Here is a 21,945-nt window from a genome sequence, read left to right as displayed (position 1 = left end):
AAATTTCGCGAATGCTAACTATTCCCGTTATCGTTAGCAAAAGCTTTTTCAAATCTGTCGACGCGCTTTGATTGCGCTGTCTGGAGGCTGAACGAAAAGCTCAGTTTTCGAACAAGGTCCGCTCGTCGGCGAACACACGCAGCAGGTGATCGACGACGAACCTGATCGCCGAGTTGTTGCGATCCTGACCCCGGGTCAGGACGTAGATCTCCCGCGGCTCGGGTACCGGCTCCAGCCGGCATTGCCGCAGCGCGGGCTCGCCGCGACCGATGTAGTGCGGCAGCAGGGCCAGTCCCGCGCCCGCGCGCGCGGCGGCAGCCTGGGCGACATGGTTGTTGGCCTTGAATGCGATGCGCGCGGCAGGGTGCGTGCGCGCCAGCCATACGGCTTCCGGGATATCGGTGTTGACTTCGTCGAAACCGACGAAGACCGGGTCCCCGTCCGCTTCGACACGCTCGCAGATCGCCGGCGCGCCGTACCAGCCGTAGGCCATGCTGCCCAGTCGCCGGGCGATGAAGCCGCCATCCGTCGGCCTTCCGAGGCGGATGGCGATGTCCGCTTCACGGCGTTCCAGGCTGACCGGACGCAGATCCGTGGCCAGGTCGATATCCAGGCCGGGATGCGATACCGGGAGCGCCGCGAGGCGCTCGGCGAGGAATCCCAGCGACAAGGCCGGCGGCGCGTTGACGCGGACCAGGCCCTTGATCGCGTCGTCTTCACCGCCGCGGCCCAAGGTATGGACGGCGGCTTCCATGTCGCCGGCCGCCGCCAGCGTGCGCGTGCCGGCCGGCGTCAGTATGTAGCCTTCCGGACGACGCTCGACCAGCTTTTCGCCCAGCGTCGCTTCCAGCGACTGGATGCGGCGCGCGATGGTCGCGTGGTTGACCGACAGCGCGCGCGCGGCGCCCGACAGGCTGCCATGGCGGCCCAGCGCCAGGAAGACGCGTATGTCCTGCCAATCGACCTCTGTGCGTTTTTTCTCAGCCATTGAGCGCGAATAGCGAATTCCGCGGAAACGGACTGGAGCTTAGGCTACGTCCATCGCCAAATCAACACGGAGAACGACATGCGCGAAACGACGCTGAGCCTGACCCTGGTAGGCGGACCGACGGTCCTGATCGAGTACGGGTCCATACGCCTGCTGACCGATCCCACCTTCGATGCGCCAGGCCATTACCAGTTGCCCTCCCTCTCGTTCGAGAAAACGTCCGGTCCCGCGTTGACCAGGGATGAAGTCGGTCGCCTGGACGCCGTGCTGCTTAGCCACGACCAGCATATCGACAACCTGGATATCTCTGGGCGCGCGATGCTGGGCAGCGTGGGCAAGACCTTCACCACGCAGGCGGGCGCGCAACGGCTGGGCGGCAACGCGATCGGCCTGGCGCCTTACGAGACCTGCACCTTGCACGGCGCCGGCGGCGAAACGCTGCTGGTGACCGCCACGCCAGCCCGGCATGGCCCCATCGGGATCGAACCGATCTCGGGCGACGTCGTGGGCTTCGCGCTGGGCCGCCAACAGCCTGGCGATCTGCTGTACGTGACGGGCGACACCGTCTGGTACGAAGGCACGGCCGAGGTGGCGCGCCGCTTCGATCCCAAGGTCGTGGTTCTGTTCACCGGTGCGGCCGAACCACGCGGCCGCTTCCACATGACGATGGGCAGCGAGGGCGCCATCGAAGCCGCCCATGCCTTTCCCAATGCGGCCCTGGTATCCGCGCATTCCGAAGGCTGGATGCATTTCCGCGAAAGCCAGGAACAACTGGCCGACGTTTTCCAGAAGCTGAATCTTGCCGGCCGCCTGACGCCCTTCGACAAGGGCACGCCGGTACGCTTTCCCATCCCGGCCTGATGGGCCCGGCCTTGACGAGGAACATCATGCATACGCAAACCAAAGTCGCCATCGTGACCGGCGCATCCCAAGGCATAGGCGCCGGCATCGTGCGGGGCTACCGCAAGCAGGGTTATGCCGTCGTCGCGAATTCCCGCAATATCGAGGCGGGCGAGGATACGGACGTGATCGCCGTTCCCGGCGACATCGCCGATCGAGCCGTCGCGAACAAGGTCGTCGCCACCGCGCTGGAGCGATTCGGACGCATCGATACGTTGATCAACAATGCCGGGATTTTCGTCAGCAAGCCCTTCACCGAATACACGGAAGAAGACTATACGAACGTCGTCAATGTGAACCTGGGTGGTTTTTTCCACATTACGCAGTGCGCGCTGCAGCAGATGGCGAAGCAGGAACACGGGCATATCGTCCAGATCACCACGACGCTGGTCGAACAGCCCCTGTCCAACGTACCCGCGGGCCTGGCTTCGCTGACCAAGGGTGGACTGGCGGCGGTGACGCGCGGCCTGGCCATCGAGTATGCGCGCAAGGGCATACGGGTCAATGCCGTGGCGCCCGGGATCATCAAGACACCCATGCACGCGCCGGAAACGCATGAATTCCTGGATGGCCTGCACCCGGTCGGCCATATGGGCGACATCGCGGATATAGTCGAAGCGATCCTGTATCTGGAACGGGCCGGCTTCGTGACTGGCGAGACCATCAATGTCGATGGCGGCCAGCACGCGGGGCATTGGTAGGCGACGCTGCCTTACTCGCCCTTGATGCCGGCCTTCCGGATTACTTCGCTCCACTTCTTCATTTCCGCGTCGATGAACCTGGCGAAGTCGGCGGCGTTGCCGGGATAGGGCTCCATGCCTTGCGCCAGCAGCTTGCGCTGGATGTCGGGGTCTTTCAGGGCGCCGTTGATCTCGTTGTCCAGGCGGCTGACGATGGCGGCCGGCGTGCCGGCGGGGGCCATGAAACCGTACCAGCCGGAAGCCACGACATTCGGCAACCCCTGTTCGCGCAGGGTCGGCGCGTCCGGGTAGATCTTGCTGCGCTGCGCCGACGCCACGCCGAGCACACGCAGCTTGCCGGCCTGGATATGCGGCAGCGCGGCGGTGATCGCCGTCAGCGTGGCGTCCAGCCGGCCGGCCAGCAGGTCGGTATAGGCGGGAACGTCGCCGCGGTACTGGACGCTCAGGCCCTTGACGTTGGCGTCGCGCAGGAACAGCTCCGCCGCCAGGTGCGGCAATGATCCCGTGCCGGGCGTGCCGAAGGTCAGTCCGTTGGGCAGCGACTTACCGTAGGCGATCAGCTCCTGCGCCGTCTTGGCGGGCGACTGGGCATTGACGATCAGGAACAGCGGCACGGTGGCGGCCATCGCCACGGCCTGCAGGTCCTTGCGCGGGTCGTAGCCCAGCTTGCCGTACAAGGCTTCCAGCGTGGAGTACGGCGCCGCCCCATACAGCAGCGTGTAGCCGTCGGCCGGCGCGTGGGCGACGTATTCGTTGCCCAGCCGGGTACCGGCCCCGGCCTTGTTCTCCACGATGAAGGACTGGTTCAGGCGCCGGCCCAGGTATTCGGCGAACAGGCGCGCCGACAGGTCGTTGGGGCCGCCGACGCCATACGGCGAGATGATGCGGACGGGACGGGCAGGCCAATCGCCCTGTGCGAAGACGCGCGGGGCAACGCCGCCGCACAGGCCGGCCGCCGCCGCGCCCAGCAGGGCCCGTCGGGTGATCTTCATGGTGGTGTCTCCTGATTATTGGAATAGGAACTGCCGACCCGCGCCTTGGGACATGGCGACGGGACGCGAGCCTGGAGACGCGATGATAGAGGCGGCCAACCTATCAGGACAAACTTCATTTTTTTGATGACTTAAAGGTTAAAGTTATAAATCCGACCGACAACGAGACCGACAACGAGAAAGGGAGACCTCATGGCAGCTGAAGTGACGCTCAGGCAACTGCGCGCTTTCCTCGCCGTGCTGGAATGCGGCAGCTTTTCCGAGGCGGCCGACACCATGCATCTTTCGCAGGCGGCGCTGAGCGGGCTGGTCAAGGAACTGGAAAGCCGGCTGGGCGTGCGCCTGCTGGACCGCAATACGCGCAGCGTCAGCGCGTCCGCGGTGGGCAGCGCATTCGAACCCATGGTGCGGCGCGTGCTCGCGGACCTGGACGAGGCGCTGGAAGGCGTCAGCAACCTGAAGGAGCTGCGCCGCGGACTGGTGCGCGTGGCCGCGCCCGAACCGCTGTCCTGCACCTTGCTGCCGGAGCTGATATCCGGCTACGGCAAGGCCTACCCGGGCGTCGAGGTGCGCTTCGACGACGTACCCATCGAACAGGTCCTGGCCAACCTGCACAACGGCAGCGCGGACATCGGTTTCGGGCCGGCCGGCGTGCTGACCGACGACGCCATCGAAGCGCACGTGGTGCGGGCCGACCCCTTGTGGGCCGCATTGCGCCCGGACGATCCGCTGGCCGACGCCGAATCGATAAGCTGGAAAGACCTGCGCGATCGCCCCCTGATCAACTACATGCCCAACCTGGCCGTCAACGTCCTGGCCCATATCCCGCCCCGCAACCATCCGCGCGACATCGTGTCCGTGCATCGGGTCAACACGGCCCTGTCGCTGCTGCGGGTGCGGCCAGGCTACGTGATATGTCCCGCCATGGCACGGGCACTGGTCGAAGGATTCGGCCTGGTGTTCCTGCCAGTGCTGCAACCGGTGGTGAGCTGGCGCATCGCGATCTTCGCGCGGCCACGGACGTCCATATCGCCCGCGGTCGAGCGTTTCCTGGACTACACGCTGCAGGACGGCAAAGGCCGGCAAAGGCCGGCGATAAATAATCTCAGCTTATAGAAAATTCAGAAAACACAGTTTGTCTGATAAGACCACTGGCGGTATCTTGGCCGATCTCCGGAGACATCCGGCGCGCATAACCATGACATCCATAGCGCGCCCACCCTGCCCGGCATTCGTGCATAGATCCCATGACCCTGCCAGACCTAGACTCTTTCCTGTCGCCACGCTCCATCGCCATCGTCGGCGCTTCGTCGAACCGCAGCAAGATCGGGGCGGTGCCTGTCCGCTACCTGGTCGAACACGGCTACGAAGGGCATATCTATCCCATCAACGCCCGCGCCGATGAAATCGAAGGACGGCGCGCTTATGCATCGCTCGGGGCCGTGCAGGCGCCCATCGACCTGGCCATCTTCGCCATCCCGGCTTCCAGCGTGAGCGCCGCCCTGGACGAGGCCATCGCGGCCGGGGTGAAGAACATCGTCATGTTCTCCGCCGGCTTCGCCGAAATGGGCAAGCAGGGCGAACAGGCGCAGGCCGAGTTCGCCGCCAGGGCCAACGCGGCGGGCATCCGCGTGCTGGGTCCCAACTGCCTGGGCTTCATGAACGTCGCCCGCGCTGTGTACGCCACGTTCTCGCCGGTGGTGGGCACGGGGTCGAACACGCCCGGCCACGTCGGCATCGTGAGCCAGAGCGGGGCCTTCGGCGCCTATGCCTACGCGATGGCGCGCGAGCGTGGGCTGGGATTGTCGGCCTGGATCACCACGGGCAACGAATCGGATATCGGCGTGGCCGACTGCATCGCCTGGATGGCGCGCGATCCCGCCACGCGCGTGATCATGGCCTATCTGGAAGGCTGCCGCGACGGCCGCAAGCTGCGCGAGGCGCTGGACCTGGCCCGCGCGGCGGGCAAGCCGGTGGTCGTGGTCAAGGTCGGCCGCACCGAACTGGGCGCCATGACGGCGGCTTCCCATACCGCGGCGCTGGCCGGCGACGATGCCGTGTTCGACGTGCTGTTCCGCCAGCATGGCGCCTACCGGGCGCGCACCATCGAGGAGTTCTTCGACGTGGCCCATGGCCTCGCGGTGGCCGGCCTGCCGCCCAATACGCGGGTGGGACTGCTGACCGTCTCGGGCGGCGTCGGCGTCATGATGGCCGATGAAGCGGCCGACGCGGGGCTGGACGTGCAGGCGCTGCCGGCCGCCGCGCAGGCCATGATCCGGGCGCGCGTGCCGCTGGCGGCCACGCACAATCCCGTCGACATCACGGGCCAGGTGACGGCGGAGCCGGACCTGCTGGAAGCGACCGCGCGCGCCATGCTCGGCGAAGCGGACCATGGCAGCCTGCTGATATTCCTGGCGGCATTCGGCGCCACGCCCGCCATGCGGATCTTGCAACAGCAACTCGCGCGCGACCTGCGACGCGATTTTCCGGGCCGGCTGGTGGTCTTCAGCACGCTGGCGGATGCGGCGCAGCAGCGCGCGCTGGAAGAAGCCGGCTGCCTGTCGTTCACCGATCCGGCGCGCGCGATACGCGTCATGGCGGCCATGCGCTTTTTTCTGCGCGACCGCGAGAAGGCCATCATCCGCGCCGGCGCTCCAGGGGCGGCGAGGGCGGCCCCGCGCGATGCGCACGCCGCAGCGGCGGACGCCATGCCGCAGCCGGCCGGTTCGCCGGCGATCGCGGCCCGGGCCGACGCGCCTCCGGCCGCCCTGCGCCACTCCCCATACAGCGAAGCCGACGCGCTGGAATTGCTGACCGCCCGCGGACTGCCCGCCGTGCCCTTCCACCGCGCCCACGGCCGCGAGGACGCCATCGCGGGCGCCAACGCCCTGGGCTACCCCGTCGTCATGAAAGTGCTCTCCGCCGACATTACGCACAAGAGCGATATCGGCGGCGTCGTGCTGAACATCCGCCAGGAGAAGGAAGCCGGCGCGGCGTATGACCGCATCATGGCCGCAACGCGCGCTGCCGCGCCGGACGCGCGCGTGGACGGCGTGCTGGTGGCGCCCATGGTGCGCGGCGGCGTCGAATGCATCCTGGGCGCCCGGCGCGACCCGGCGCTGGGGGTCGTCGTCATGCTGGGTTCCGGCGGCGTGAACGTCGAACTCCTGGGCGACGTGACGTTCCGCCTCGCCCCGGTCAACGTCGAAGAAGCCCGCGACATGATCGACGAGTTGAAGACGGCGCGCCTGTTGCGCGGCTTTCGCGGCGCGCCGCACGCCGACGTCGAGGCGCTGGCGCAGGCCATCGTGCGTCTCTCGCAGTTCGCGCTGGCGGCGGGCGACACGCTGGAATCCGTGGAGCTGAATCCCTTCGTCGTACTGCCCCAGGGCCAGGGCGCGCTGGCCCTGGACGCCGTACTGATCTCGAGCCAGGCATGAATACCGACATCGTGAACACCGACATCTTGAACGCCAACACCCAGGCCGTCTCCGCCGACGTCCGCCAGACCGTCCTGATCACCCTGCCGCTGTTCGAAATGGCCCGCATGCGGGCCGCCAACACGGCGCGCAAGCACGCCGTGCAGGGCTACGCCGGCGACAGCCCGACGTCGCGCATGCGGTGGCTGAACCAATTCACCCACACGCGCCGCCTGCGCGGTCCGGAAGACAAGGAAGTCGTCACACCGAACAACGATACCTTGTTCACCAATGCCTGGCTGGACCTGTCCGCCGGCCCGCTGGTGATCGACGTGCCCGCGATGGGCAACCGCTATTGGGTGCTGGGTTTCCTGGACGCCTGGACCAATCCCTGGGCCTATGCCGGCCGCCGCACCACCGGCGGAGAGGCACAGCGCCTGTTCGTGCACGGCCCCGCATGGCAGGGCGACGTGCCCGCCGGCATGCACGAGATCAGCGCGCCCAGCGACGACGTCTGGGTCATCGGCCGCATCCTGGTCGACGCCACGGAACAGGACCTGGCGCAGGTCCATGCGCTGCAGGACCGCTTCGCGCTGCTGCGCCCGGATGGCGAGCCGGCGCTTTCGCGCATCGACACCCTGATCGACGATCGCGGCGCCGGCGTGCCGCAGGCCGCCGAGTACCAGCGCGTCGTGGATGCCATGCTGGCGCGCAATCCTTCCGCGCATCCCCTGCCCGCCTGGCCGGTCGGGCCCGCCCTGCTGCAGGACGCATTGGCGCAGGTGTACACGGAGCTGCGCGACGTCGCGCAAGCGTCGGAACTGGGCGGCGGCTGGACCACGGCGGTCAGCGTGCGCGAGAACTTCGGCGACGACTTCCTGACCCGCGCCCGCGTGGCGCGCAACTGGATAGGCACGCTGGGCATCGAGGAAGCCATGTACATCATGGCCGAAGTCGACGAACAGGGCGAGGCATTGACCGGCGCGCACCGCTACGTGCTGCGCTTTCCGCCGGGCGCCCTGCCGGAGGTCCGCTCCTTCTGGTCCATCACCTTGTACGGACGCAGCGACTGCCTGCTGGTGGCCAATCCCATCGGACGCCATTCCATCGGCGACCGCACGCAGGGCCTGCGGCACGACGCGGATGGCGGCCTGAGCATCCGCATCCAGGCGGACGACCCCGGACCGGGCCACAACTGGCTGCCCGCGCCGGCGGACAAGGGCTTTTACCTGACGCTGCGCCTGTACACCCCGGCGCGGTCCCACCTGGAAGGGACCTACGCCTATCCGCCGGTACGGCGCGCCGCTTGAAGAAGGAATCGCCATGCAGAAAGATGTCTATGTCATCGCCGCCGCGCGCACCGCGATCGGCACCTTCGGCGGCACGCTGAAGAACACGCCGCCCGCCGAACTGGCGACCCTGGTGGTGCGCGAAGCCCTGGCGCGCAGCGGCGCCGCGCCGGCGTCGGTCGGCCACGTATCGATGGGCACGGTCATCACCACCGAGCCGCGCGACATCTACATGAGCCGCATCGCCGCGCTGGATGCGGGGCTGCCGCAATCGGTCTCGGCCTTCAACATCAATCGCCTTTGCGGCTCCGGCTTGCAGGCCATCGTATCGTCGGCGCAGGCGATCGCCGCGGGCGATTGCGACGTGGCCGTGGGCGCGGGCGCCGAATGCATGTCGCGCGCCGGCTACCTGTCGCCGTCGAACCGCTGGGGCGCGCGGATGGGCGACACCGTCATGCTGGACCTGATGCTGAACGCCCTGCACGATCCCTTCCATGGCATCCACATGGGCATGACGGCGGAAAACGTCGCCGAGCGCTACGGCATCACGCGCCGGATGATGGACGAGCTGGCGGTGACCAGCCACCAGCGCGCGGCCGCCGCCATACGCGAAGGCCGCTTCAAGGAACAGATCGTTCCCGTGAAAATCGCCACGCGGCGTGGCGAGATCCACTTCGATACCGACGAGCACGTCAAGGCGGATACGACGCTGGAGGTGCTGGCCACCATGAAGCCGGCATTCAAGCGGGACGGCGGCAGCGTGACCGCCGGCAATGCGTCCGGCATCAACGACGGCGCCGCCGCGCTGGTCCTGGCGGGAGCCGATGCCGTGAAGGCGCAGAACCTTACGCCCATCGGACGGCTGGTCGGCCACGCCTATGCCGGCGTCGAGCCCGCCTACATGGGCACGGGGCCCATCCCGGCGACCCGCGCCGTGCTGGCGCGCACGGGGCTGAAGGTGGCCGACATGGACGTCATCGAATCCAACGAAGCCTTCGCCGCCCAGGCCTGCGCGGTCATGCGCGAGCTGGACTTCGATCCGGCCAAGGTCAACCCCAACGGCTCCGGCATATCATTGGGGCATCCGATCGGCGCCACGGGCGCCATCATCGCCACCAAGGCGCTTTATGAGCTGCAACGCATACGCGGCCGCTATGCGCTGGTGACGATGTGCATAGGCGGCGGCCAGGGCATCGCCGCCATCTTCGAGCGGGTCTGATCGGGACTCGCCGTCCGCGAACAAGGGAAACGAATGTCGAATGTGCTGAAAGACCGGGTGGCGATCGTAACGGGCGCCGGCGGCGGACTCGGACGCGCGCACGCGCTGGAGCTGGCGCGCCATGGCGCCCGCGTGGTGGTCAACGACCTGGGCGAGGCCGCGAAAGCCGTGGCGGAGGAAATCCGCCGCGCGGGTGGCCAGGCCATCGCCCACGCGGGCGACGTCAGCCGCTACGACCATATGGAAGCCATGGCGGCGCTGGCCGTCGCCGAGTTCGGCCGGGTCGACATCCTGGTGAACAATGCCGGCATCCTGCGCGACCGCACCTTCGCCAAGATGTCGCTGGACGAGTTCCGCCTGGTGATGGACGTGCACGTCATGGGCGCGGTCCACGCCACCAAGGCGGTCTGGGCCGGCATGCGCGAGCAGAACTACGGCCGCATCGTCATGACGACCTCGTCGTCGGGCCTGTACGGCAATTTCGGCCAGTCCAACTATGGCGCCGCCAAGATGGCGCTGGTCGGCTTCATGCAGACGCTCGCCATGGAAGGCGCCAGCAGGAACGTGCGCGTGAACTGCCTGGCGCCCACCGCCATGACCGCCATGACGCAAGGCCTGCTGCCGCCCGAGGCCGACGCCGTGCTGACGCCCGAGCGTGTCAGCCCCGGCCTGCTGGCCCTGGTGGGCGAAGACGCGCCGACGCGCATGATCCTGCTGGCCGGCGGCGGCAGCTTCGAAAGCGCTCACATCACCATGACCCAGGGCATATACATCGCGGACGCCGACGATCCCGCCGGCACGCTGCCCGGCCGTATCGCCGAAGTGCAGGACCCGGCAGGCCAGGTGGCGCCCGAATCGGGCTGGGACCAGGCCAGGCACGAACTGGCCAAGGCGCAGGCCGCGGCGTCGTGAAGGACGCGTCGACGCGGGGCCCTTGAAGGGCACGTCGCCGCGGAGGCCTCAGGGCACGCGGCGCGACGGGCCCGGGCGCGACGCCATCAGGTGCGCAACCACCCCGTCGCCGCCGGCGGCAGCCTGTCCAGGCCGAACAGCACGCGAGCGGTTTTTTCCGGATCCAGCGCCAGCGCCTCGGCGGCGGCGCCGGCGATCAGCGCGTCCAGCGACGCGGTCGGGCGCAGGTCCCGTCCTTCATAGAGATCCGCCTGCGCCAGCCCGGGCCAATCGGCCTTGACGCGGCCGCCCGCCACGGCGCCGCCCAGCAGCATCGCGACGGCGCCCTGCCCGTGATCCGTGCCGCCCGTGCCGTTGGCGGCGGCGGTGCGGCCGAATTCGGTCGCGACCAGCACCGTCGTCCGGTCCCAGTTCGACCCCAGGCCCGCGCGCAGCGCCGCCAGCATGGCGTCCAGCGCCTTCAACTGATAGGCGAGCCGCTGGTCCTGGCCGCTATGGGTATCCCAGCCGTTCGTTTCCATCATGGCGATGCGCGGGCCATCGGGCCGCGCCAGGAATTCGGCCGCCATCCTGCCCAGGTGCGCGGGATCCTGCCGCGCACCCACGTCGCCCGCCAGCATCCGCGTCTGCAGCGCCTGGCGCCACAGCGGCCCCAGTTGCGCATCGGCGTCGTACAGCTGGGACACCCGCGCCAGCAGGTCGTCGGGCGCCGCGGGCAAGGCGGAAGGCGCGTACGAGGTGACCGCCGCCGCGCCGCGCAGCGCCGCCGGTATCGTCGGCGCAAAGGCGATGGCCTCTTCCCGGGACGTCGGCAGCATGCCCGCCAGGCGGTTCAACCAGCCGTCCTTGATCCGATACGGCGCGCTGCCGCCCGTCTCCAGCACGTTCTGCCCATCGAAGTGCGAACGATCGCGGTAAGGCGACGCCACGGCGTGCACGAACAAGGCCTGGCGCAGCGCATACATGCGCGCCGTCTGTTCCAGCGCGGGATGCAAACCGAAAGTGCCGTCCAGGCGCGTCGCCGAGACGTCGATCGCCAGTTCGCCGCGCAGGCGGGAATAGGCGGGGTCGGCATACGGCACGACGATATTCAGGCCGTCGGCCGCGCCTCTCTGGATGACGAAGACAAAGCGATGGTCCGTCTCGACATTGGCGAAGACGACGCGCGGCCTGGCGAGCAGCGACGCGGCGGCCAGGGTCAGGAAATGGCGGCGTGGGATAGTCATCGTCGTTGGAACTCCGGTGAAACGAGCAGCAGCGCGATGCCGGTTTGCACGCTTTCCGCGCGCGCCACGGCCGTGGCGGTGGCCGGGCTGGCGGCGCCCGCGAACAAGGCATGGACCAGCACGCGCGGGTCGCGCGCGCCATCGCTGCGCGCGGCCAGCCGCTGGGCGGCTTCGACCCTGCGCACCAGCGCGTCCGGCGCCGCCCACGCCGCCGCCACGTCGTCGTAGCCCGCCGGCGAACCGGGGCGCCACACCGGCTGCCCCAACTGCGCCGAGAGCGGCGCGTAGGCGATATTGCCGCGTATCCGGCCGCCCAATCCCCGCACGGCCGAGATCATCCATTCCCAAGGCGTCTTGAACTTCGCCGTCGGCGCCTGGGTCGGCCAGGTCCATGCGGCGGGCATGTCCACGAGATCGCGATACAGGGCGGGCAGATCGCCGCCGCTGCGCGCATAGGTCCGCGCAAGGCGGTCGACGGCCTGCGATGGCGGATCGTCGGCGATGAAGTGACGCGCGAGCTTGAAGGCGATATGGCGCGCCGTGTCCGGCGATGCCGCGAGATCGCGCAGCACCGCCAGCGCCTGTTGCGGGCCGGCCTGCGCATACTGGCGTCCCATGATGGTCCGCGCACCGGGCTCGTGCAGTCCAGCGCGGAACACGAACGCGCCCGGCGCGGCATCGTCCGGCTGAGGACCGCGCGCGCCCGCGATGCTCCAGCCCGTCAACGCCCGCGCGAACTCGGTGACGTCCGCCTGGGTGTAGCCCGTGCGCACCCCCAGGGTGTGCAATTCCATGATTTCGCGCGCGAGGTTTTCGTTCAGGCCGCGCTTGCGGGACGGATCGCGCTGCGCCGCGCGCTGCACCGCCTTGCTGTCCGGTCCGGCGGATCGCGGCTGGTCCAGGAACAGCTGCATGGCCGGATGCTGCTCGACGGCGACCAGCATGTCCTCGAAACGTCCCAGCACGTGCGGACGGATCGCCTCGGCCTCGAATGAGCCGGCCAGCGCGGCGACCACCGGTTTGTCCGCCGACACCGCGAAATGGTTGGTCCAGAAGTGCACCAGCCTTTCGACGAAGGGGGTCGACGTCGTCAAGGCGCTTTCGACACGGGCGGCCACCGCGCTCCGGTAGGTGTCGCGCGCCTCGCCGGGCTTGCGGTTCTGCTGCGGATCGGCGGCCAGCGCCAGGGACGAGGGTTGTGCCCGCCAGACGGCGGGGCGGGGATCGTAGGCGTCGAGCTGCGCCAGCAGCCATGCCTTGGGATCGGCGGGCGCCTGTTCATCGGGACGCGCGCCCAGGCCGAAGCGGTTCAGCGCGATGGCCGCCGCATGCGCGCGTCCGCCGCCGGCGGCGGGAACGTTCGAATCGAGAGCTTGCGCGCGAGTATCCATTGGCGAAGTCCTTGGCGTTTCGGCCCGTGGTTTCCCATCGCTGGCTTTCGCGGCGTCAGCGGGCAGCGCCGTCGCGCGCCGCGCCCTGTGCCGCCTTGTTGCCGGCCGCGGGCGGATCGCGCCATTGCCCGCTGCGGCGCAAGCCGTCGACGAAGACCATGCGCTCCCGCGGCGACAGGCTTTCCGCGAAATCCGCGACGGCGCGCTCGACCCGCTTGCGCACTTCGCCATCGGCTTCGCGTGCGCGGGCCAATGCGGTATCGAGCGCCGCGCGATCGAATTGCGGCGCGGCCAGTTGCTCCAGGACTTCCCGGCGGGCCTCGCGCGCGGCCAGCGCATCGTCACGGCCTTGCCGCCGCGCCTGCCTGAGTGCCTGCAGGAACTGCTGGCGCCGTTCCGGCGCCAGTGCTTCGGCGGCGAAGCGCAGGGCGCTACGTGGCGCCGCCACGCTCTCCGCGACATGATCGGCGGAAAACCAGCGATAGGCGCCGCCGGCGATTCCGCCCAGCAGGAACGCGTTCAGCACCAGCGAGCCGACCAGCGCGAACTTCCACGTACGGCCTGTCATTCTTCGCTCCAGTCGGAGACGGGACTGCTGAAACCGGTCTCCATCCAAGGCGCATCGGCATGCATGGCCGGAACCGCCGTCAACATGTAGAAGGAAACGGCGAAGGCGCCGACGCAGCCGCCCGCCACGCCCACCCCGGCGAACACCGCGCCGGACCACCAGAGGCGCGCGCGCCGCCACAGCGGCCGCGCGGGCGCGCTGGCGACGATGCGATCGAACAGGCTTCGGTCCGGCGGCGCGACCGTGTCGCCATCGAGCCAAGCGTCCAACGGCGCGGCGGCCGCGAGTATCGCGTCGGCCGCCGCGGGATGGCCGGACGCCCAGGCTTGCGCGCGGGCACGCTCGGCCTCGGGCCAGCGGCGCGCGTCGGCGCCGTAGGCTTCCACGATGGCTTGGAATCTTTCAGGTGTCATGGCGTACCTTTGCGGTTTCGGTGGCGGCCAGCGTCTCGCGCAGGGCCCGCCTGGCTCGCACCAGCAGGCTTTCCAGGGCCTCCACGGTGATCTCCATCACGGCGGCCGCTTCGACATTGGACAGATCCTGGTAGTAGGTCAGGACCAGCGCCTCGCGCTGCCGCGTCGGCAAGCCCGCGAGCGCGGCCTGGACGCGCCGGTCGCGCTCGCCCGTTTCCACCACCGCGTCCGGCCCCGGCCCGGGATCGGCGCCTTCGGGCAATTGATCGGACGCTTCTTCGTGGCGACCCCGCAGCCGGTCGTAGCACAGGTTCAGCGCGACCCGGTGCAGCCAGGTATCGAATCGCGCGTCGCCTTCCTTCCAGCGCGGGGCCTGTTTCCATATGCGCACGAACGCTTCCTGCGCCACGTCCTCGGCTTCCATGCGATCGCCCAGCATGCGCGTGGCCAATGCGAGCAGCCGAGGCAGCTTGAGCGCGACCAGCTGGCGCACGGCCGAAGGATCATTCCTGCCGACCCTGGCCAGCAGGTCGGCATCGGGGTCGCGTTCGCTCAAAGTGCGGGTCTGGTCGTGGAGAGGACGTCAGTAAACGTACACCGGATGAACGTGGACCGGCCGCGCCGGGACGACGACGCAGCCGCTCAACGTGGCGGCGGCCAGCAGCAGGATAGCGATGGTTTTGATCATGATGCGAACTCCAGGTTCTGTTTCATGTGCGAAGACACACCGCACGCTATGCCCAATGCCCGGGAATCCAGTGCCAGTTGGGACCGTGCGCGACCCAGTGGCCCGGTACCCAGTGATGGCCGACTCGTACGGGTCGCCAATGACCGGGGGCCCAGGCGTAGGCCCCATGGTCCCAACGCCAATGGCCGGCGTCCCAGACGTAACCCGCGCGCGGGCCGGGCATGACTTCGACGCGCGGCGGAGGCGGCGGCGCGGTGGGCTCGACGATCACCAGTTCGGCACACGCCGACGAAGCCGCGGCCAGGGCGCCCGCGGCGCATGCCATCTTGAGGAGAACAGGAAGCTTCATTTTCACGACTCCCAGCGATACCGTCGGATCGGGACGGCGCCGTTTCTACTTCAACGGACGGCGCGCGGGAAATCCGTCGCGGGCAGATGTAAGAGTCGGTAAAGACACCACGGGCCCGGCGCTAGCCCGGCGCCGCCGCCGGGCGCCCGATGCGCAGCACCTGGCGTATTCCGACGGCCGCGATCAGCCCCATGATGAGGGCGACCGCGCCCAGCGCCACGCGCAGGTCGGCATGATGCGTGATGGCGCCGATGATGGCCGGCCCCAGCAGCATGCCGGTATAGGCGCATCGGGCGATGGCCGCCACGCCCTGCGCCGGCGTGGTTCCGGGCAGTCGTGCGCCGGCCAGGAAGAACAGCGGCATCAGGTTGGCCACGCCCAGCCCCATCAGGACGAAGCCCGCGACCGTCCAGGCCGGCTGCGGCAAGGCCACCGCCACCGTGATGCCGGCGAAGCCCATCCAGGTGCTGATCGTCAAGGTCGCCCCATCGCCGATGCGGCGGCGCAGGGGATCGGCGGCGAAGCGCCCGCAGGCCATGCCGGTGGAAAAGGCGGCATATCCGTAGCTGGCCAGCTGCGGCGCGGCATGGGCGACATCGCGCAGGTACACGCTGGCCCAGTCGTACATGGCGCCTTCGCAGATCAGGCCCAGGAAGGCGAAAAAACCGAGTATCCACAGCGCGGCGGGGATCCTTCTGGAACCGGTTCCCTTGGCCTCGTCATCCGCCGCCGCGTCGGCCAGCAGATAAGGCCGGCCCCAGGCAATGGCGCCCAGCGTCGCCAGGCCTATGCCGGCGGGATATATCCAGGCTGGCAGATCGCCCAAGGCCGCCAGGCCGCCCAGGCCCGCGCCCACCATGCCGCCCAGGCTGAACATGCCGTGCAGGGTCGACATGATGGGCCGGCCGCCGCGCGTTTCCACCGCGACGGCCTGCACGTTCACGGTGACGTCGTAACCGGCCGTGGCCATGCCCAGCACCAGCAGCAACGCCAGCAGGATCTCGAAGTTCGGCATCCATGGGATCAATGCGGTGGCCACGGCATATACCACGCCGCTGACCACCAGCGCGTGGGCGCTGCCGACCCGGGTGGCCCAGCGTCCGACCGTGCCCATCGCGATGATGGCGCCGCCCGCCACGGTCAGCATGGCGAAGGACAGCACGAAGTCCGACAGGCCGAAGCGCGACTTGATGTCGGGTATCTGCACGCCCCAGCAGGCGAAGGCCATGCCGGCGACGAAGAACTGCGCCATGACGGCGCGGGTGGTGGCGCGCATGCCATGGGCATGTGCCGTTGCGGAAGGAAGGGAGTCGTTCAAATCCACCGATTCAGGTATCCGTTTCAGAAGCCGGTCTGGCGTTACAGGGAATAGCGCGCGGCGCGTTCCGCGGCCTGGCTTTGCAGCAGGGGCGCCAGTTGGCGCACCGACCGCCGGAACTGCTGCGCCACGGCGCCCAGCGGAATCGCGCGGCGCCGCAGCAGTCCCAGTGTGCGCGTCACTCGCGGCCCGCCCAGCGCGCGGATCGCCAGCCGCGGGTCCGGCAGGTCCGGCAAGGCCGACAAGGGCACGACGGAAATGCCCAGCCCGGCTTCCACCAGGCCGAGCGAACTGGTCAGGTGGTCGATCTCCACCAGGTGGTCGCGTTGCCAGCGCCACTTCCGCAAGGCTTGTTCCAGCACCGCGCGGTTGCCGCTGCCCGGCTCGGAAACGATCAGCCGGTAGGGCTTGAGGTCGCTCCAGTCGACCTGGCGCCGTTCGGCCAGGGGATGGTCGAGCGGGCAGGCCAGCAGGAAAGGTTCGGTGAGCAAGGCGTCAAAGGCCAAACCGGCGCCCGCCGCGGGCTGCAGGGTAATGCCGAAATCCACGGTACCGTTCAGCACCGCCGCGGTCACGCCCGCCACGTTGTTTTCGGCGATGCGTATGCGGGTCTGCGGCCTTTGCTCGTGGAAGGCGCGCAGGATATGCGGCAGCAGGAGCTTGGTGGCCGTGGGGATGCAGCCCAGGCTGAGCTGCCCGCTGCGGCTGGCCAGCGCATCGTCCACCGCGGACAGGGCGTCCGCCAGGTTGGCCAGGATGTCGCGTGCGCGCGGCAGCAGCAATTCGCCGATGGGCGTCAATTGAACGCGGCGCGTGGTCCGTTCGAACAGGGGCGCGCCGATGGCGGCTTCCAGCCGCTGGATGCGGCGCGTCAGCGCGGGCGCCGAGATGTTCAGCTCGGTCGTGGCCAGTTGGAAACTGGCATGCCGCGCGATCGCCACGAAACCCCGCAGGCCTTCGAGATCGACAGCGTTCAAGGAAGCCATGGCACCTGATTATTCCACTTCACGCAATAATAATCGCGCAACGTGCAATTCACAATCCGCCGCCGCGCGCCGGATACTTCCAGGTCACCCTATTCGAAAAACCCCTGAGGGAAAGCCGGAGACGACCATGGGCCACGCGCACGACACCGAAGAGATCCAGAACACCTATACCCGAGGCATCGCCGAATTCGTCGCCACGCTCGACTACGACGCCATCCCCGAACACGTGCGCGAGCGCATCAAGCTGCTGATCCTGGATTCGTTCGGTTGCGCCATCTTCGGCGCGGAGCTGCCGTGGAGCAAGATCCTGCTGGAAACGCTGCTGGCGGAAGACCAGAGCACCACGACGCCGGTCTGGGGCACGGACAAGCGCCTGTCCTCGCCGCACGCGGCGCTGGTCAACGGCACGCTCATACAGGGCTTCGAGATCGATGACGTGCATCGTGTCGGCGTGCTGCACGTCGGCGCGGTCACCTTGCCCGCGGTGCTGGCGGTGGCGGGCCGGCGACCCGGCATGACGGGGCAGGATTTCCTGCGCGCCTGCGTGGCCGGCTACGAAATCGGGCCGCGCGTGGGCATGTGCATGGGGCCCGAACACATTGCCCAGGGCTGGCATTCGGGCGCGACGGTGGGCGTGTTTTCCGCCGCCGCCGGCGCCGCCGCGGCCTTGCGGCTGACCGCCGACCAGACCGTGCACGCGCTGGGCATCGCCGGCACGCAGTCGTCCGGCCTGATGGCGGCGCAGTTCGGCGCGATGGTCAAGCGCATGCACGCCGGCCGCGCGTCGCAAAGCGGTCTGTACGGCGCGCTGCTGGCGGCGCGCGGCTTCACGGGCATCGTCGACGTGTTCGAAAATCCGTATGGCGGTTTCTGCAGCACGCTGTCGCGCTCGACCGACCGCTTCGACCTGGCCAAGCTGACGGCGGGACTGGGCTCGCAGTTCGAAACCATGCGCATCGCCCTGAAGTTCTATTCCTGCGTGGGCAGCAACCACACGACGCTGGACGCCCTGCGCACCATGCGCGCGCGCAAGCCCTTCGGGCCTGACGACGTCGAGGAAATCGTGGTGGAAGGCTCGCGCGTCACGGTGGACCACGTGGGCTGGAAGTACGTCCCGCAGGGCCTGACGTCGGCGCAGCTGAACCTGCCGTACTGCGTCGCCACGCTGCTGCTGGAAGGCGACGTGTTCGTCGATCAGTTCACCGAAGCGGACGTCACGAATGCCGAGCGCATCCGCGTATCGCAGAAGGTGCGGGTGATCGAAGACCCGGCCATCACCGCACGCGGCGCGGTGTATCGGCACATGGTGAAGGTCAAGGTGGCGCTGAAGGACGGCACGCGGATGGAGGAAACCGTCGAAGCGCCGCGCGGCAGCGAGCATTCCTTCGCCTCGGCCGACGACGTCATCGAAAAGTTCGTCAAGCTGGCGTCGCGGCGCATCGCGCGGACGCAGGTGGATCGCGTGGTCGACACCATGATGAACGTCGAGAAGCTGGCGGACATCGGCGAGCTGATCGATGCGCTGACCGTCAAACGCTGACGGGTCAAGCGCTGGCGTTCATGCGCTGGTGGTCATGCGCTGGCGGCCATGCCGTCTTCGGCGCGACCATCAGGCGACCTGCCAGTACCTCGCCAGCGCCGGATCCTTGCCGGTGACCGGGTCGCCCGCCGGGAACGGCAAGCGGGCGATGCGGTCCAGCATCGCCTGCGTGGGTGCGTCCCGGCAGATATCCCACTTCTGCCCGGGCGGATAGGCGCCCACCACCAGGAAATCCGGGCTGGCCGACAGGCGGCAGTGGCCGGTGCCGGCCGGCAGCACCAGCACATCGCCCTTCTGCACGGCCATCTCGGTGCCGTGCGGACCGCCCAGCATCAGGCGCGCCGAGCCGGCCGCGATGCCCAGCGTTTCGTGCGCGGTGGAGTGGTAATGGTGGTAGTCGTAGATGCCGTCGCGCCATTGCGGCACCCAGCCGTTGCGCGCGAACAGGCCTTCGAAGGCGGACGCGACGTCGCCGTCCATGAGCACGCCCATGTACTGCAGCACCGGCAAGCGCGGATTGTTGGGCACCCAGTCGTTACGCTGCAGCAGCAGCATGGCGGGCACCTGCACCGCGGCAAGCGCGGGCGATGAAGGAATGGCCAGGCAGGCGGCGCCGAGCAGCGCGCCGGTAATGAAATCGCGCCGATGGAATGTCGTCATGGTCAGCTCCCGAGCTGTCTTCGTATCCGGGGCAAAACCCGTAGTGTGACACCCAGGGACCGGCTGTGGAATCCACCGTCGCACCGCGCCCTATGGCCGACGGCCGCGGCGCGCGCAGGTCAGGCGGTGACGTGCAGCTGCGTGCCCACCATGCCGTAGGTCGACAGCTGCGGCACCGTGGCCGCGTCCAGCAGGCTGGTGATGGCCTGCGCCTGGTTGTCCAGGACCTTGCGCAGCAGGACGTTCTGGGCGTCCTGCATGGCGTTGGCCTGCTGCAGGCCGACGGCGGTGGCGACGGTCCCTTCGATCGACATGTTGTCCATGGACATGATCCTGGCTGGAGAAAGATTCCGAAGCATACCGTACGATTGTGACATTTGGCACAATTTCCGCCGCCGCAGGCTATCCCCGGCGATCTCGGATGATCAATCCCAGGTAGACGAGCCCGGCGGCCAGGCTGGTATGGCCGCTGTAGCTGACCAGTCCCAGTCCCCAACCCTGCCGCGCGACGACGATGGACAGCGCCACCGCGAGTGCGCTCCAACCGGCCAGGCGCAGCATGCGGGTGCGCGCGGGCGTGAGCAGGCGGCCGAACAAGGCCTCCTGCTGGCGCTCGGTCGCCATGGCCAGCGCCAGGAATCCGAGCAGGCAGAACCACAGCGTCAGCAGATGGGTCATCGGACCGCCCCGCGCGGCGCGCGCGGCCTGTGCCGCGCCATCCGCACCGCCAACGCCGCGTGCAGCGCCGCGAACAGCCACAGCATCAGGTCGAACCCGGCGTAGACCCAGTCGCCCGTGGCGATGCTATGCCACAGCGGGCGCTGCGTGGTCAGCGCATTCACGACGGGCAAGGCGGCCAGCAGGGCGGCGGCCAGCCACAGCAGCTCCAGCCACGCCCGCCGCGCCGGCCGCGCCAGGGCGTACAGCAGGGTCGCGGCCCAGACCGCGAAGAACAGATCGATCTCCCGGGCGGCGCGCGCCTCCAGGCCGGCCGGGAGCAGGCGGTTGCCCCAGAGAAACACCGTCATCGCCACGGACAGCCCGGCGATGGCGGCGATATTCAGCCGTTCGACCAGCAGGAACCCGACATGCGGCCGTTGCGGATCCGGCAGCTTCTGCCGCCGCTTGACCGTCCACATCACCAGCCCGGTGCCGACCATGGCCGTGCCCGCCAGGCTGACGATGAAATACAGCCAGCGCAGCTCGAGGTCGCTGAAGCGGCCCAGATGCAGGGCGTACATCACGCCCCTGACCTCGGCCGCCGGGCCGACACGGTCGTGGACCTGCAGCAGCCTGCCGGTGGCGCCTTCGAACAGCAGATAGTGCGGACTCATCGACGGTCTGCCGGCCTCGCCGCGGGTCACGGCGACGCGCGCCGCGGCATCGCCCGGCAAGGTCACCGTCACGCGGCCCACCTGGTCGGCGCCCCAGCGCGCCTGGGCCTGCCGCACCATCTCGTCGATGGGCGCCAGCGCGGCGGGCTGGCCGCTCGGCTTGCCCGGCTGGATGAAGGCATTGAGCTGCGCCGTCAGTTCCTGGCGCTGGGCCGGCGTCTTGATCGCGACCTGCTGCCCCCAGGGCATGTACAGCGCCATCAAGGTGACCAGTCCGGTGTAGGTAATCATCAAGTGGAAGGGCAAGCCGAAGACCGATAGCGCGTTGTGCGCGTCCAGCCACGAGCGCTGGCCCTTGCCCCAGCGGAAAGTGAAGAAGTCGACGAAGATTTTCTTGTGCGTGATGACGCCGCTGACGATGGCCACCAGCATGAACATCGCGCACAGCCCGGCCAGCCATCGCCCCCAGAAGGCCGACATGTAGTGGAACTGGAAGTGGAAACGGTAGAAGAAATCGCCGCCCAGGGTGGCGCGCGCGGCAACCTGGTGGCCGCTGGCGGGATCCAGCGTCGCGGAACCGAACGAGCGCCGGCCCGGCTCGGCGCTGGGCAAGCGCCAGAACACGTCGACCACATTGCTGCGCGGCGTGGGCAACTCCATATTCCATTGCGTGGTGCCGGCGGCCAGCACCCGCAGCTCGTCGGCGACGCGCTGCGCGGTGGCGGCGGGGTCTCCCAGCCGGGCCTGATGCGGCAGCTCGGGCCGCATCCATTGGGAGATTTCGTCCTTGAAGTAGCTGACGGTGCCCGTCAGGAACATCGCGTACAGGACCCAACCCGCCAGCAGGCCGGCCCAGGTATGCAGGTCCGACATGGTCTGGCGTATGCCGCGGCCCGTGTACGCGGCGAACATCCAGACCACGGCGCCGGCGTAGATGGCGAAGCTGGCCAGCATGCCGGTCAGCACCGCCTGCGGGCGGCTGATGGGCAGCGCGAGCGCCGCCACGCTGGCCAGCGCCGCCAGCGCATAACCGCCGCCGACGGCCAGAACGA

General features: G+C 68.7%; 22 protein-coding genes. 8 read left to right on the top strand and 14 right to left on the bottom strand.

Going from position 1 to position 21,945, the window contains the following annotated elements; genetic code table 11:
* Nucleotides 1-100 precede the first annotated feature (100 nt).
* Nucleotides 101-988, bottom strand: coding sequence for a LysR family transcriptional regulator (locus CAL26_RS03615; RefSeq protein ID WP_094845531.1), 888 nt, complete (start codon nt 986-988; stop codon nt 101-103).
* 78 nt (nt 989-1,066) lie between these two features.
* Here CAL26_RS03615 and CAL26_RS03610 point away from each other — a divergent pair, with 78 nt between their 5' ends.
* Nucleotides 1,067-1,849, top strand: coding sequence for an MBL fold metallo-hydrolase (locus tag CAL26_RS03610; RefSeq protein WP_094845530.1), 783 nt, complete (start codon nt 1,067-1,069; stop codon nt 1,847-1,849).
* A gap of 26 nt (nt 1,850-1,875) precedes the next feature.
* Nucleotides 1,876-2,589, top strand: coding sequence for an SDR family NAD(P)-dependent oxidoreductase (locus tag CAL26_RS03605; protein ID WP_373454435.1), 714 nt, complete (start codon nt 1,876-1,878; stop codon nt 2,587-2,589).
* A gap of 11 nt (nt 2,590-2,600) precedes the next feature.
* Here the strand turns inward: CAL26_RS03605 and CAL26_RS03600 are convergent, their stop codons facing one another.
* Nucleotides 2,601-3,581: a Bug family tripartite tricarboxylate transporter substrate binding protein gene (locus CAL26_RS03600; protein WP_094845528.1), complete on the bottom strand. Its 981-nt coding sequence runs from the start codon at nt 3,579-3,581 to the stop codon at nt 2,601-2,603.
* A gap of 192 nt (nt 3,582-3,773) precedes the next feature.
* Between CAL26_RS03600 and CAL26_RS03595 the strand changes: the two genes are divergently transcribed.
* The 5 genes from CAL26_RS03595 to CAL26_RS03575 all read left to right on the top strand — a co-directional run bounded on the left by CAL26_RS03595 (nt 3,774) and on the right by CAL26_RS03575 (nt 10,420).
* Complete coding sequence (locus CAL26_RS03595) at nt 3,774-4,697, top strand: LysR family transcriptional regulator (protein ID WP_094845527.1); 924 nt, start codon at nt 3,774-3,776, stop codon at nt 4,695-4,697.
* A 131-nt stretch (nt 4,698-4,828) separates the two neighbouring features.
* Entirely contained in the window at nt 4,829-7,021 is a 2,193-nt protein-coding gene (locus tag CAL26_RS03590) for an acetate--CoA ligase family protein (RefSeq protein ID WP_094845526.1), read from the top strand.
* Nucleotides 7,018-8,310, top strand: coding sequence for a DUF1254 domain-containing protein (locus CAL26_RS03585; protein WP_094845525.1), 1,293 nt, complete (start codon nt 7,018-7,020; stop codon nt 8,308-8,310). The genes CAL26_RS03590 and CAL26_RS03585 overlap by 4 nt, the downstream gene beginning before the upstream one ends.
* A gap of 13 nt (nt 8,311-8,323) precedes the next feature.
* Nucleotides 8,324-9,508: an acetyl-CoA C-acyltransferase family protein gene (locus CAL26_RS03580; RefSeq protein ID WP_094845524.1), complete on the top strand. Its 1,185-nt coding sequence runs from the start codon at nt 8,324-8,326 to the stop codon at nt 9,506-9,508.
* Nucleotides 9,509-9,541: 33 nt separating this feature from the next.
* Nucleotides 9,542-10,420, top strand: coding sequence for an SDR family NAD(P)-dependent oxidoreductase (locus CAL26_RS03575; RefSeq protein ID WP_094845523.1), 879 nt, complete (start codon nt 9,542-9,544; stop codon nt 10,418-10,420).
* A gap of 86 nt (nt 10,421-10,506) precedes the next feature.
* Here the strand turns inward: CAL26_RS03575 and CAL26_RS03570 are convergent, their stop codons facing one another.
* The 8 genes from CAL26_RS03570 to CAL26_RS03535 form a co-directional block, all read right to left on the bottom strand.
* Entirely contained in the window at nt 10,507-11,646 is a 1,140-nt protein-coding gene (locus CAL26_RS03570) for a DUF1501 domain-containing protein (RefSeq protein WP_094845522.1), read from the bottom strand.
* Nucleotides 11,643-13,037, bottom strand: coding sequence for a DUF1800 domain-containing protein (locus CAL26_RS03565; protein WP_094845521.1), 1,395 nt, complete (start codon nt 13,035-13,037; stop codon nt 11,643-11,645). The genes CAL26_RS03570 and CAL26_RS03565 overlap by 4 nt, the downstream gene beginning before the upstream one ends.
* Nucleotides 13,038-13,092: 55 nt before the next feature.
* Nucleotides 13,093-13,605: a periplasmic heavy metal sensor gene (locus tag CAL26_RS03560; protein WP_094845520.1), complete on the bottom strand. Its 513-nt coding sequence runs from the start codon at nt 13,603-13,605 to the stop codon at nt 13,093-13,095.
* Nucleotides 13,602-14,018, bottom strand: coding sequence for a hypothetical protein (locus CAL26_RS03555; protein WP_094845519.1), 417 nt, complete (start codon nt 14,016-14,018; stop codon nt 13,602-13,604). Before CAL26_RS03555 ends, CAL26_RS03560 begins: the two co-directional genes overlap by 4 nt.
* The gene (locus tag CAL26_RS03550; protein WP_094845518.1) at nt 14,008-14,574 is read right to left on the bottom strand and encodes an RNA polymerase sigma factor; all 567 of its coding nucleotides are present in this window, start codon (nt 14,572-14,574) and stop codon (nt 14,008-14,010) included. The genes CAL26_RS03555 and CAL26_RS03550 overlap by 11 nt, the downstream gene beginning before the upstream one ends.
* A gap of 178 nt (nt 14,575-14,752) precedes the next feature.
* Nucleotides 14,753-15,055 carry a YXWGXW repeat-containing protein gene (locus CAL26_RS03545; RefSeq protein WP_094845517.1) on the bottom strand — a complete coding sequence of 101 codons (303 nt, stop codon included), beginning with the start codon at nt 15,053-15,055 and terminating at the stop codon, nt 14,753-14,755.
* 121 nt (nt 15,056-15,176) lie between these two features.
* A complete protein-coding gene (locus CAL26_RS03540; RefSeq protein WP_256987934.1) occupies nt 15,177-16,331 on the bottom strand; it encodes an MFS transporter in 1,155 nt (384 codons plus the stop codon).
* Between the two features lie 83 nt (nt 16,332-16,414).
* A complete protein-coding gene (locus CAL26_RS03535; RefSeq protein ID WP_094845516.1) occupies nt 16,415-17,359 on the bottom strand; it encodes a LysR family transcriptional regulator in 945 nt (314 codons plus the stop codon).
* A 127-nt stretch (nt 17,360-17,486) separates the two neighbouring features.
* Here CAL26_RS03535 and CAL26_RS03530 point away from each other — a divergent pair, with 127 nt between their 5' ends.
* Nucleotides 17,487-18,899 carry an MmgE/PrpD family protein gene (locus tag CAL26_RS03530; RefSeq protein WP_094845515.1) on the top strand — a complete coding sequence of 471 codons (1,413 nt, stop codon included), beginning with the start codon at nt 17,487-17,489 and terminating at the stop codon, nt 18,897-18,899.
* 69 nt (nt 18,900-18,968) lie between these two features.
* Here the strand turns inward: CAL26_RS03530 and CAL26_RS03525 are convergent, their stop codons facing one another.
* The 4 genes from CAL26_RS03525 to CAL26_RS03510 form a co-directional block, all read right to left on the bottom strand.
* Nucleotides 18,969-19,559: a cupin domain-containing protein gene (locus tag CAL26_RS03525; RefSeq protein WP_094845514.1), complete on the bottom strand. Its 591-nt coding sequence runs from the start codon at nt 19,557-19,559 to the stop codon at nt 18,969-18,971.
* Nucleotides 19,560-19,678: 119 nt separating this feature from the next.
* Nucleotides 19,679-19,882 carry a putative motility protein gene (locus CAL26_RS03520; protein WP_094845513.1) on the bottom strand — a complete coding sequence of 68 codons (204 nt, stop codon included), beginning with the start codon at nt 19,880-19,882 and terminating at the stop codon, nt 19,679-19,681.
* Nucleotides 19,883-19,961: 79 nt separating this feature from the next.
* Nucleotides 19,962-20,237 (bottom strand): DUF3325 domain-containing protein, encoded by a 276-nt coding sequence (locus CAL26_RS03515; RefSeq protein WP_094845512.1) that lies wholly within the window; start codon nt 20,235-20,237, stop codon nt 19,962-19,964.
* Nucleotides 20,234-21,805, bottom strand: coding sequence for a PepSY-associated TM helix domain-containing protein (locus tag CAL26_RS03510; RefSeq protein WP_256988036.1), 1,572 nt, complete (start codon nt 21,803-21,805; stop codon nt 20,234-20,236). Before CAL26_RS03510 ends, CAL26_RS03515 begins: the two co-directional genes overlap by 4 nt.
* Nucleotides 21,806-21,945 lie beyond the last annotated feature (140 nt).

Source organism: Bordetella genomosp. 9, from assembly GCF_002261425.1.
In the GTDB taxonomy this organism is placed as follows: domain Bacteria; phylum Pseudomonadota; class Gammaproteobacteria; order Burkholderiales; family Burkholderiaceae_B; genus Bordetella_C.
This window is presented reverse-complemented; position numbering and strand designations above follow the sequence as displayed.

Excerpts from the sequence above, each read along its gene's own strand:
- CAL26_RS03615 (WP_094845531.1), bottom strand. The coding sequence starts at position 988 with ATGGCTGAGAAAAAACGCACAGAGGTCGATTGGCAGGACATACGCGTC.
- CAL26_RS03610 (WP_094845530.1), top strand. The coding sequence starts at position 1,067 with ATGCGCGAAACGACGCTGAGCCTGACCCTGGTAGGCGGACCGACGGTC.
- CAL26_RS03605 (WP_373454435.1), top strand. The coding sequence starts at position 1,876 with ATGCATACGCAAACCAAAGTCGCCATCGTGACCGGCGCATCCCAAGGC.
- CAL26_RS03600 (WP_094845528.1), bottom strand. The coding sequence starts at position 3,581 with ATGAAGATCACCCGACGGGCCCTGCTGGGCGCGGCGGCGGCCGGCCTG.
- CAL26_RS03595 (WP_094845527.1), top strand. The coding sequence starts at position 3,774 with ATGGCAGCTGAAGTGACGCTCAGGCAACTGCGCGCTTTCCTCGCCGTG.
- CAL26_RS03590 (WP_094845526.1), top strand. The coding sequence starts at position 4,829 with ATGACCCTGCCAGACCTAGACTCTTTCCTGTCGCCACGCTCCATCGCC.
- CAL26_RS03585 (WP_094845525.1), top strand. The coding sequence starts at position 7,018 with ATGAATACCGACATCGTGAACACCGACATCTTGAACGCCAACACCCAG.
- CAL26_RS03580 (WP_094845524.1), top strand. The coding sequence starts at position 8,324 with ATGCAGAAAGATGTCTATGTCATCGCCGCCGCGCGCACCGCGATCGGC.
- CAL26_RS03575 (WP_094845523.1), top strand. The coding sequence starts at position 9,542 with ATGTCGAATGTGCTGAAAGACCGGGTGGCGATCGTAACGGGCGCCGGC.
- CAL26_RS03570 (WP_094845522.1), bottom strand. The coding sequence starts at position 11,646 with ATGACTATCCCACGCCGCCATTTCCTGACCCTGGCCGCCGCGTCGCTG.
- CAL26_RS03565 (WP_094845521.1), bottom strand. The coding sequence starts at position 13,037 with ATGGATACTCGCGCGCAAGCTCTCGATTCGAACGTTCCCGCCGCCGGC.
- CAL26_RS03560 (WP_094845520.1), bottom strand. The coding sequence starts at position 13,605 with ATGACAGGCCGTACGTGGAAGTTCGCGCTGGTCGGCTCGCTGGTGCTG.
- CAL26_RS03555 (WP_094845519.1), bottom strand. The coding sequence starts at position 14,018 with ATGACACCTGAAAGATTCCAAGCCATCGTGGAAGCCTACGGCGCCGAC.
- CAL26_RS03545 (WP_094845517.1), bottom strand. The coding sequence starts at position 15,055 with ATGAAGCTTCCTGTTCTCCTCAAGATGGCATGCGCCGCGGGCGCCCTG.
- CAL26_RS03540 (WP_256987934.1), bottom strand. The coding sequence starts at position 16,331 with ATGCGCGCCACCACCCGCGCCGTCATGGCGCAGTTCTTCGTCGCCGGC.
- CAL26_RS03535 (WP_094845516.1), bottom strand. The coding sequence starts at position 17,359 with ATGGCTTCCTTGAACGCTGTCGATCTCGAAGGCCTGCGGGGTTTCGTG.
- CAL26_RS03530 (WP_094845515.1), top strand. The coding sequence starts at position 17,487 with ATGGGCCACGCGCACGACACCGAAGAGATCCAGAACACCTATACCCGA.
- CAL26_RS03525 (WP_094845514.1), bottom strand. The coding sequence starts at position 19,559 with ATGACGACATTCCATCGGCGCGATTTCATTACCGGCGCGCTGCTCGGC.
- CAL26_RS03520 (WP_094845513.1), bottom strand. The coding sequence starts at position 19,882 with ATGGACAACATGTCGATCGAAGGGACCGTCGCCACCGCCGTCGGCCTG.
- CAL26_RS03515 (WP_094845512.1), bottom strand. The coding sequence starts at position 20,237 with ATGACCCATCTGCTGACGCTGTGGTTCTGCCTGCTCGGATTCCTGGCG.
- CAL26_RS03510 (WP_256988036.1), bottom strand. The coding sequence starts at position 21,805 with ATGTTCGCCGCGTACACGGGCCGCGGCATACGCCAGACCATGTCGGAC.